This window comes from Streptomyces sp. YS-3 (genome assembly GCF_045257485.1).
Lineage (GTDB): Bacteria > Actinomycetota > Actinomycetes > Streptomycetales > Streptomycetaceae > Streptomyces.
The window spans coordinates 1-9,760 of record NZ_JBJHPC010000262.1 but is presented as its reverse complement, the minus strand read 5'-3'; the positions used below and the strand labels follow the sequence as shown (position 1 = coordinate 9,760).

The following is a 9,760-nucleotide window of genomic DNA, read 5'->3' as shown; positions in this document are numbered from 1 at the left end:
GGGCGGTGATGTGGTCGGTGAAGTCGGGGTCGGGCAGGGGCAGGTCGAGGTCGTCGTCGACGTAGCTGAGGGCCGCGGGGATGTAGTCGAGGACGGCGTGGACCAGGTCGGGCACCGGCAGCGGGCCGGTGCGCAGGGCGCGCAGGATGCGCAGGGTGGTGATGGGATCGGCGTCCCCGGCGGTCGCCCGGTGGGCGCTGAGGGTGTCGGTCTGGATGTGCCACCAGTCGGCCTCGGGGTGTTCGCCCAGGGCGCGGTGGTGCAGGCCCAGGCAGAAGGTGGCAGCCGCGTCCCCGGCGCCGGCCGCGTACTGCCACCAGAACCGGGCGGACTCGGGGCGGCCGGTCAGATGCAGCATGCAGCCCAGGACGCGCGCGCCGGCGGGCTCGGGCAGCGCGCGGGCGAAGAAGAGCTTGAGGTCGTCGAGCGCGTCGGGGTGGATGACGAACATCTCGCAGACGACGGTGAGGTCCTGGGCTGCGCTCACTTCGTCCAGTCGCGGCCCCGGTTCGGACAGCAGGGCTCGCCAGGCGGCCCGTCGGGAGCGGCCCGGCCGGGCCCCGCAGGCGGGCGTCGCGGCGCCGAGGCGGGCGGCGAGGCGCTGCTCGGCGGCCTGGACGTCGGCCTCGGTGCAGGGCGGGTGGGACAGGCGGGCACGGGCCAGCACCTGGTCAATGGGCGATGTCATCAGCGTGTCCCTCCTCGGTGTGCTGGGCCGCGAGGCCGAGGGTGTGGCGCAGGCGGCGCTTGGCGTGGCGGGCGGTGGAGCGGACGGCGGCGGCCGTGATGCCGAGGTGGTCGCCGACCTGGGCGGGGGTCAGGCCGTGCAGGTGGAGGAGGAGCATGACGTCCATCTGGCGCGGCGGGAGCTGGCGTACGGCGTGGAAGAGCGCGAGGCTCTCCTCCAGCTGGCCGATCGGGTCGGCGGCGCGGGCCAGGGCCACCGTCTCGAAGGCGGCCTCCGCCAGCAGGGCGGGGCGCCGGCTGCGGGCGCGGGCCAGGTCGAGGGTGCGGCTGCGCAGCACGCTCCAGGCGTACGCGGCGGGGTTCTCCTTCGACAGGACGACCGTCCAGATCATCAGGAGCTGTTCGAAGGCGGCGTCGACGGCTTCCTCGGCGTCCGCGCGGTGGTTGAGGACGGTCTGCGCCCAGCGCAGATAGACCGGCCGGTGCATATGGTGGAAGGCGCTGAAGTCCACCGGAAGTTGCTGGTTCGTCATCGCGGGTCTGCCCGGCGCGCGGTGCGGGAGGTCCTGGCTCACCGGTCTCCCTCACCGTCCGTGCGCAGCAACTCGCTCACGCCGGTACGGACGCCGGCGGCAGCCGCCCGCCGCAGTAACAGGGCCGCGTCGCGGCCGAACACCCGCATCGCGAGAACTGCCAGGACCACATCGCCTACCCGATCGATCGTCACGAGACCTTCGGCTCCTTCCTGGTGCACGACGGGGCCCGCCCGTCCCGCCCCCCGACGGCCCCGGAAGGCACCGGTGCGGGCCTTCGAACAGATGACGCCCGGCGGCGCCGGAATGTGCAACCGCGGATCCCGGAAAGGTCGCCGGGCACTTGCGTTCCGAGGGCGAACATGCGTTTGCAGTGCCCCGCCACTACCTCAACTCCCCTGATGGCACTACCCGGTTACCCTGGGTAGTGAAGCCCTGACCTGCCGCTGGAGCGAACGGCGCCCGGCGCGGACGCGAGATTGCGCAAATCGACAGCAACGCAACAGACGGGGCTGGTGTGACGCAAGACACACGGCGTGCGAAGCAACCGATTTCACCGGGCGCCGTCGGGGCGCGGACGCCAGGGGGCTATCGTGCCCCTGCTCACAGCAGGATCGATCTTCACCGAAGTCCTTCGTCGAGGAGTGAGAGACATCAGACGTATATGTTCCGCCGCGTTGTTCGCCGGTTCCCTCCTGGCCGCGTTGCTCGTCCCGTCCCCGGCCGCCGTGGCGGACCCGGCGCCGATGCCCACCACGGGCGCGGTCTTCAACGACCCGCAGGGCACCGCGGCCGAGCAGAACGCGATCAAGGACCACATCATCGGGGCGATCGACAACACCCAGAGCGGGCGCACCCTGCGCGCCGCGATGTACGCCCTGACCGACACCGGCTACAGCGACGCGCTCCGGCGCGCCCACGACCGGGGCGTCCAGGTCCGGGTCGTCCTGGACTACACGTACTCCACCTCCACGGCCGCCACCCAGCTGGCCGATACCCTCGGCAAGGACATGACCCAGCCGTCCTGGCTCCATGTGTGCCCCAAGGACCGGGCGTGCATCGCGGACACGACGCTCGATCCGGGCAAGAACCACATCAACCACAACAAGTTCTTCCTCTTCTCCCGGGTGGGAGACCCCGGCGTCGCCGAGGACGTGGTGATCCAGACGTCCGCCAACCAGACCGCGGCGAACACCTCCCGCTTCTGGAACAACGCCTACACCTCGGTGGGCAACACCGACCTCTACACCGCGTACACGGCGTACTTCAACGACCTCGCCGCGGAGAAGCGCACCACCGACTACTACCGGCAGGGCACCACGTCCGGGGGCGAGAAGTACTATTTCTTCCCCCAGCAGACCGGTGACCTGATGGTCGACGTACTGAACAACGTCTCCTGCACCGGCAACACCACGGTCGGCTCCGCCTCCCACAAGACCGTCGTACGCGTCGCCGCCTACGCCTTCACCCGCGCCGAGGTGGCGAGCAGACTGCGGCAGCTGGCCGACCAGGACTGCTGGATCGAGGTCGTCTACAACGACACCAGCCAGCTCGCGACGCTCGGCAACCACCCGCGGATCAAGCCGTACCACCTCCACCTCGACAACGGCACGGCCGACACCGAGGCGGACGACCTGTTCGTGCACTCCAAGTACCTGCTCATCGAGGGCAACTACGCCGGGCACCCGGACACCAAGTGGACGTTCACGGGCTCCCACAACCTCGACCTCTCCTCGCTCAGGGAGAACGACGAGGCGCTGCTGCGCGTCGAGGGCGCCGCGACCCACGACGCCTACCGCGGCAACTTCCTCGCGATGCGCTCCAAGGCCACGCTGACCGGCTGAGCCGGGGCGGTGTCGGAGCCGTTCCCGACATGTCGGGCTTGCTGGTGCGCCGGGCGGGGTCCGGACCTTGAACGGCGCACCAAGGCTCCCGGCACGGGAACACCCATGCGACACTGACGCCGTTCCGATCACGGCAGCACCGAGGCGTGCATGAAGGAGCGGCGTCGTTGAGCGTCACCATTGAAGGACAGATAGACATCGCGGGACCGGTCGGCAAACTGCTGCACCGTCGCCCGCTCAAGAACAGCACCGTGATGCAGTCGTTCCACACCGATCCGGTGTCGGGCGACATCTTCGTGCTCCAGTTGATGCAGGGCGGTCTGACCCTCAGCGGGGAGTCCGCGCCGGTCGACTACGACACCCGTAACCGCAACGGCGACATGTGCGTGACGCGCCTCAACCGGGCGGGCACGATCACCGGGTACATGTATCTGCGCGGCTTCGGCCACGGTGTCAACCTCGGCGTCGAGAACCGCAACGGCACCATCCGGCTGTGGACCGAGACGGCGTCGCAGCCCAACAGCAAGAACGAGGGCTTCGGCACCTCCATCACCAACTTCGACTTCCGCTCGGGTTCGGTGCTGGACTACGGCTCCTCGCTGCACGCGAAGCCGTACCGCCCCACGCCGACCGCGCTCTTCGCCACGCCGACCATCGACCGCAGCTCCAACGAGCTCGTGGTGCGCTTCTACTCCGACGGCGCGACCCACTTCGAGCGGTACGACCTGGCCAAGGCCTCGGCGGGCGTCTTCGAGCCGCTCCAGCGCATCGAGATGCCCGCGGACCTGGGCGTGTTCCAGGGGTACGCGTCCCACCGGGGCGTGCTGTACATGCTCAACGGCGAGTCGAGCACCGCCACCCGCAACCCTCCCCCGGGCAACACCTACATCACCGCGCAGGAGTGGGCCACCGGCAAGGTGCTGGACCGGCAGTTCATCACCGCCGCGCCCGGGCTCGAATGGCGCGAGCCCGAGGGCATGCACGTGGACACCCGCAACGGTGTCACCAACCTGCACTTCGGTTTCGCCTGTGAGGACCCCGGGCCGCGTACCTGCACCCTGCTGACGATCCCCGACACCACCGAGGTCGACGGCGTCAAGGTGATGACGGACTGGACGCCCATCGCGCTCGCCTCGGGTGTCACCGCCGACGTGAACCCGCCCCAGGGCCGGCTCATCAGCGTCGCCGGAACCACGACGTTGCAGCTCAGCGGCGGTGTCAAGGGCACCTTCGACGGGGACGCGGTCCTCGGCACGCTGCCCGACACGCTGACGCCGAGCGTGGCGGCCCGCTGCAACGTCCCGCGCAACAACAGCGGCGGCTACTGCGTCGCCCGCGTCGAGGCAGGCACCGACGGCGCACTGCGCCTGTTCGGCGGGCGTGACACCAACGCCATCACCTGGGTCCAGCTCGACAGCTTCAGCGCCGTCTGGCGCTGACCGCGCCCGCGCTCCTCTCCGTCATTTCGCACCAGGCCTCGCCAAGGAGACCAACCACCATGTCCTACAACCGCCGCAGCATCCTCGGTGCCGCCTTCGCCGTGCCCGCCGCCGTCGCGGTCGCCAACCTCGCCGCCGCGTCCCCCGCGTCCGCCGCCGGTGTGGAGGCCGGCGACTGGGCCGACCTGGTCCTGGAGCCGGGTGTCACCGCGCAGACCGGCGCGACCCCGCAGGTCCGCCTCGTCACCATCGCGGGCACCACGTTCCTCCAGGGCCGCGGCATCATCAACGGCAACTTCGCCGCCGACACCAAGGTGGCCACGCTGCCCGCCGCCCTGGCGCGGCCCACCTCGTACATCCGCGCCACCGCGCCGCGCAACAACAGCGCCGGCATCAACTCCTGCCGCTTCGAGGTGAACACCGCCGGTTCGGTGACCATCTTCGGCGGCAACACGGGCAACCCGATCACCTGGGTCCAGTTCGACTCGGTCCAGACGATCTGGCGCTGACGCCGGTACACGACCGGCTCCCCGCGAGCGCTCCCGCCCGGGCCCCGGCCCGCGCGGGAGCGCCGCGGCGTCCGGCCCCGGTCGCGGCGGCGGCGCGCGACCGGCTCCCGTGTCCACCGGGTGGGACTGCCCCTTTCAGGGCGCGGGTACCGGCTGCGGCGGGGGCGGGCCCACATAGCGTGCCGCCGGGCGGATGATCTTCGAGTCCTCCGCCTGTTCCAGGATGTTGGCACTCCATCCGACCGCCCGGGCGGCGCAGAACGTCGGGGTGAACATCTCGCGCGGCACCCCGCACAGCTCCATGACCACGCCCGCGTAGAACTCCACATTGGTGTGCAGCTCCCGGCCGGGCTTCAGCTCGGCGAGGATCGCCTCGACGTGCTTCTCCACCTCGACGGCGAAGGCGACCAGCGGGCCGCCGATGCCCTCGGCGATGCCGCGCAGCATCCGTGAGCGCGGGTCCTCGGTGCGGTAGACGGGGTGGCCGAAGCCCATGATCCGCTCGCCCGCGAGGACGCGCTCGCGCACCCACGCGTCGATCCGCTCCGGCGAGCCGATGGCGTCGAGGGTGTCCAGGGCGCGGCTGGGGGCGCCGCCGTGGAGCGGACCGGAGAGCGCCCCGACCGCCGCGACCAGGGACGCCGCCACGTCCGCGCCGGTGGAGGCGACCACGCGCGCGGTGAAGGTCGAGGCGTTGAAGCCGTGGTCGACGGTGGAGATGAGGTAGCGCTCGATCGCCCGGACGCGGTCGGGCGCGGGCTGCGAACCCGTCATCATGTAGAGGTAGTTGGCGGCGTACGACAGATCGTCGCGCGGCTCGACGGGGTCGAGGCCCTGGCCGAGCCGGTACAGCGCGGTGAGCAGGGTGGGGACGGCCGCGCAGGCGGCGAGCGCGTCCTCGCGGCGCCGGTCGGCGTCGAGGTCGTAGACCGGGCGGAAGCCCTGTGCCGCGCCGAGCAGGGAGAGCGCGGTGCGCAGTCCGGCGAGCGGCCCGGAGGCCGCGCCGGCCGCGGCGATGGCGGGCAGCGCCTCGCCGACCTCCCGGGGCAGATGGCGCAGGGCGGCGGTGCGGGCGGTGAACTCGGCGCGGGCGGCGGCGTCGGGCAGTTCGCCGTGGAACATCAGGTGCCATACGTCCTCGAAGCCGCGGCTCTGCGCGAGCTCCACGGCCGAGTACTGGCGGTAGTGGTAGAAGCCCTCGCGCCCGCGGACGTCCCCGAGCGCGGTGTCCGTGACGACGACGCCCGCGAGTCCGCGGGGTACCGCCGTGGTGGTGGTCGACATCTCTCTTCCTCCCTCAATGGTGACCCTCAATATTGATTTGACTGTCTATGATTGACGAGATGGCTGTCAATATTGATTCAATCAACATTGATCGATCTTGGATACGGTGACCCCATGACGGATCAGTCGCGACTCACCACCCGCGAGGCGGCCGACCGCCTCGGGGTGAAGCCGGAGACGGTGTACGCGTACGTCAGCCGCGGCCAGCTCAGCAGCGAGCGGGCGCCCGGCGGACGGGGCTCCACCTTCGACGCGAAGGAGGTGGACGCGCTGGCTCGGCGCAGCGCCCGCCGTGAGCCCACCCTGCGCGGCGGCGAACTGAACTTCCGTACGGAGCTGACGCTCATCGACAAGGACCGCTACTACTTCCGCGGGGTCGACGCGGTCGAACTCGCGGGTGCCTACGGCTTCGAGGAGGTCGCGGAGTGGGTGTGGACGGGCACCCTGCCCCGCGGCGCCCGGTTCACCGCGCCTCAGCAGTTCCTCGACGCGGCGCGCCTCGCGGTCGGCGCGCTGCCCGCGCACAGCGGGGCCATGGACCGGCTGCGGGCCGCCGCGGTCGCCGTCTCGGCCGCCGATCCGCTCCGCTTCGACCTGGAGCCGGCGGCGGTGCTCGGCTGCGCCCGGATGCTGATCCCCACCCTGGTCGGGGCGCTGCCGCCGGCGGGCGGGCGGCACCGCGGCGCCGAGCGGCTCGCCCGGCAGCTGTGGCACCGCCTCACGCCCCGGCTCCCCGACGAGGCGTCGGTCAACGTACTGGACACCGCCCTCGCCCTGTTGATCGACCATGATCTGGCCGCGTCCACACTCGCGGCCCGGGTGGCGGCCTCGGGGCGCGCCCATCCGTACGCGGTCGTCTCGGCCGGGCTCGGCGCGCTCGACGGGCCGCTGCACGGGGCCGCCAGCGGACTTGCCCACGGGATGCTCGCCGAGGTCCTGGAGCGTGGCGGCGCGGCCCCGGTGGTCGCGGCGCATCTGCGCTCGGGCCGCCGGGTGCCGGGGCTGGGCCACCGGCTCTACCCCGGCGAGGACCCGCGTGCGCGGGCCCTGTTCGCGCTGCTCGCGGAGCTCCCGCAGGCCGAGGAGGCGCTGGCCGCGGCCCATGACGTGACCGCCACGACTGCCCGGCACACGGAGCTGCACGCCAATGTCGATCTCGCGCTCGCCGTCTTCAGCGTGGCGTGCGGGATGCCCGCCGAGGCGGGCGAGACGGTGTTCGCGGTGGCCCGTACGGCGGGCTGGATCGCACACGCCCTGGAGGAGTACGGGGAGACCCCGCTGCGCATGCGTCCCAGTGCCCACTACACCGGCCCCCGCCCGCCACAGCCGCTGCCGTGACGGGCGGGGGTGATCCGCGCGAGCCGCGCGGATCGTGTCAGCCGTCGATGCGGTGCTGGGTCCAGAACGACGTCAGGTCCGTGGTCGTGGCGGCCTGGGCCGCCGCCTTGAACTCGGCGGTCGTCGACACCCCGTACCAGTGCGAAGTGGCGTAGTCCTTCAGCAGCTTGGCCATGGCGGTGTCACCGAGGACGCGCCGCAGGTCGTGCAGGGCGCACTTGCCGTAGCCGTAGACGACGGTGGAGTAGCGCGAGGAGTGCGCGTCCCAGTAGGCCATCGAGTTGGTGATCTTCTCGGCGGACGAGGCCCAGGAAACGCTGTTCCAGCAGCCGCTGCCCGTCTTGTTCAGCGCCAGGTCGGTGGCGTAGTCGGTGAAGGCCTCGTCCAGCCAGGGGCTGGTGTACTCGTCGTCGCCGACGATGCCGTAGAACCACTGGTGGCCGATCTCATGGGTGAGCGCGGTGGTGCTGACCAGGTCGAGGACGAAGCCGGGGTACTCCATGCCGCCGAACCAGTAGTTGTTGTCGATCACCGCGTCCAGCTCGCCGTACGGGTAGGCGCCGAAGCGTGCCGCGTGGGTGTCCACGGCGCTCTTGGCGGTGCTCAGCATCGACTGGGCGTCGGTGGAGCTGATGCCCGAGACGGAGTAGATGTTGATCGCGGTCCCGGCGGGCGAGGTGCCGGAGATCTTGCTGAACGGGCCCGCCGCCCAGGCGAAGTCACGGACCTTGGAGGCGGTCGCGGTGGTGACCGTACGGCCGCTGGAGCCGGGGGTGTCGACCGAGGTGCCGGTGGCGGGCACCAGCAGTGCGGTGGGGTGGTCGAGGGTCACCTTGAAGTCGGCGGCCAGGGAGTAGAACGACTCGCCGTTGTTGGTGTACGGGTCCAGGTGCCACCCGGCCCCGTCCTTCACGGCGAGCACGGGCAGGGCGTTGCCGATGTTGTTGAACGCCCCGTCGTGGCCGAAGCGGTCGGCGCCGCTGGGAACGGTGATGCCCAGGTCGAAGCCGATCGTGGCGCTCTGCCCCTGGGCGAGCGGGGTGGGCAGGGCGATCTGCAGGGCGGTGCAGCCCACCGAGAGGGAGCCCGCGGTGCCGCCGGTGACGTTGGTGACGGTGATCGGCATGGCGGAGCAGGTGCCGTGGTAGTTGTCCCACAGCCGCAGATACACCTCGCTGAGCGCGGTGGCGGAGGCGTTGGTGAAGGTCGCGCTCTCGTGGCCGGTCCAGACCGTACCGCTGGTATTGCTGCTGAGGCTGACGGTGTACGCGGGCGAGGCCGGTGTACGGGTGGAGTCACCGGGCGGGGTGGTGTCGCCGGAGGTGTTGAGGGCGACGTCGTCGATGACGAAGCTCGTCTGGAGGCTGGAGTCCTCGGTGCCGGTGAAGGCGACGTTGACGGTCTGCCCCGCGAAGGACGACACGTCGAAGGACTTCTGGACGTAACCGGTGTTCTTGTTCAGGTTCGAGTACGTCGCGAGGGTCGTGCTGCCGATCTTCGCCGTGAGTTTGTCGTACTGGGTGGACGACGTCGTCTCGGCGGTGTCGATGTGCAGCCAGAAGGTGAGGGTGGCGGTGGCGCAGCCGGAGGGGATCGTGACGCTCTGGGAGAGGGTGTCGGTGTGGGTGCTGCCGACGCCGTTCAGCCATGCGAAGTAGCCGCCGCCGTGGGCGCTCTGGCCGGCCCGGTTGGTGATCAGACCGGACTGCGACTGGCTCCACGGCGAAGTACCGCTCTCGAAGCCGCCGTTGGCGACGACCTGCGCGGGGGTGCAGGTGGCTGCGGCCCGTGCGGTATGCCGCGGTGCGGCTGTCGCCGCGGTGCCCGCGAGCGAGAACGCGGCCAGCGCGGCCACGGACAGCGCGCTCACGGCGAGGGCCTGGTGGGGGGTGGGTCTCACACGTAACTCCTTTGACGGCCGGGGTTCCGGCGTGCTCGGTGCCCGCCCGACGGCTGGGGTGCGCCGGAGGCGGGCCGCGGACTGCGGACATCGCTCGCGCGATGGCTGCGGTGAGATTTCCTGCGGTGAGATTTCGTGCGCGCCTCCCCGGGGCGGTCCGGGGCGGCGGCTGCCGGAAAGCCTGGCAGATTTGACCAGGGCATGCCATCAGGGGCGGGTAAAACTG

Annotated in this window: 9 protein-coding genes; 4 read left to right on the top strand and 5 right to left on the bottom strand. The window is 71.1% G+C overall.

What is annotated here, in order from left to right; translation table 11 throughout:
• The 3 genes from ACJA3G_RS21100 to ACJA3G_RS21090 all read right to left on the bottom strand — a co-directional run.
• Window positions 1-688 (bottom strand): hypothetical protein (locus ACJA3G_RS21100; protein WP_406554578.1); only part of this gene is annotated, 688 nt, incomplete at its 3' end.
• Window positions 672-1,262, bottom strand: coding sequence for a sigma-70 family RNA polymerase sigma factor (locus tag ACJA3G_RS21095; protein WP_406554577.1), 591 nt, complete (start codon window positions 1,260-1,262; stop codon window positions 672-674). The genes ACJA3G_RS21095 and ACJA3G_RS21100, both read right to left, overlap by 17 nt.
• Window positions 1,259-1,414, bottom strand: a complete 156-nt coding sequence (locus ACJA3G_RS21090; RefSeq protein ID WP_371649695.1) for a hypothetical protein — start codon at window positions 1,412-1,414, stop codon at window positions 1,259-1,261. Before ACJA3G_RS21090 ends, ACJA3G_RS21095 begins: the two co-directional genes overlap by 4 nt.
• Window positions 1,415-1,897: 483 nt before the next feature.
• Between ACJA3G_RS21090 and ACJA3G_RS21085 the strand changes: the two genes are divergently transcribed.
• The 3 genes from ACJA3G_RS21085 to ACJA3G_RS21075 all read left to right on the top strand — a co-directional run bounded on the left by ACJA3G_RS21085 (window position 1,898) and on the right by ACJA3G_RS21075 (window position 5,012).
• A complete protein-coding gene (locus ACJA3G_RS21085) occupies window positions 1,898-3,064 on the top strand; it encodes a phospholipase D-like domain-containing protein (protein ID WP_406554576.1) in 1,167 nt (388 codons plus the stop codon).
• Between the two features lie 167 nt (window positions 3,065-3,231).
• Complete coding sequence (locus tag ACJA3G_RS21080) at window positions 3,232-4,503, top strand: hypothetical protein (protein ID WP_406554575.1); 1,272 nt, start codon at window positions 3,232-3,234, stop codon at window positions 4,501-4,503.
• A 59-nt stretch (window positions 4,504-4,562) separates the two neighbouring features.
• Window positions 4,563-5,012 (top strand): hypothetical protein, encoded by a 450-nt coding sequence (locus tag ACJA3G_RS21075; protein WP_406554574.1) that lies wholly within the window; start codon window positions 4,563-4,565, stop codon window positions 5,010-5,012.
• A gap of 135 nt (window positions 5,013-5,147) precedes the next feature.
• Here ACJA3G_RS21075 and ACJA3G_RS21070 read toward each other — a convergent pair whose 3' ends face one another.
• Complete coding sequence (locus ACJA3G_RS21070) at window positions 5,148-6,296, bottom strand: citrate synthase (protein ID WP_406554573.1); 1,149 nt, start codon at window positions 6,294-6,296, stop codon at window positions 5,148-5,150.
• A gap of 114 nt (window positions 6,297-6,410) precedes the next feature.
• Here ACJA3G_RS21070 and ACJA3G_RS21065 point away from each other — a divergent pair, with 114 nt between their 5' ends.
• Complete coding sequence (locus tag ACJA3G_RS21065; protein ID WP_406554572.1) at window positions 6,411-7,634, top strand: citrate/2-methylcitrate synthase; 1,224 nt, start codon at window positions 6,411-6,413, stop codon at window positions 7,632-7,634.
• 37 nt (window positions 7,635-7,671) lie between these two features.
• Here the strand turns inward: ACJA3G_RS21065 and ACJA3G_RS21060 are convergent, their stop codons facing one another.
• On the bottom strand, window positions 7,672-9,534 hold the full coding sequence (locus ACJA3G_RS21060) for a M1 family aminopeptidase (RefSeq protein WP_406554571.1): 1,863 nt from the start codon (window positions 9,532-9,534) through the stop codon (window positions 7,672-7,674).
• Window positions 9,535-9,760: the final 226 nt, after the last annotated feature.

Coding starts and splice junctions, on each gene's coding strand:
- ACJA3G_RS21075 (WP_406554574.1), top strand. CDS start 4,563: ATGTCCTACAACCGCCGCAGCATCCTCGGTGCCGCCTTCGCCGTGCCC.
- ACJA3G_RS21070 (WP_406554573.1), bottom strand. CDS start 6,296: ATGTCGACCACCACCACGGCGGTACCCCGCGGACTCGCGGGCGTCGTC.
- ACJA3G_RS21065 (WP_406554572.1), top strand. CDS start 6,411: ATGACGGATCAGTCGCGACTCACCACCCGCGAGGCGGCCGACCGCCTC.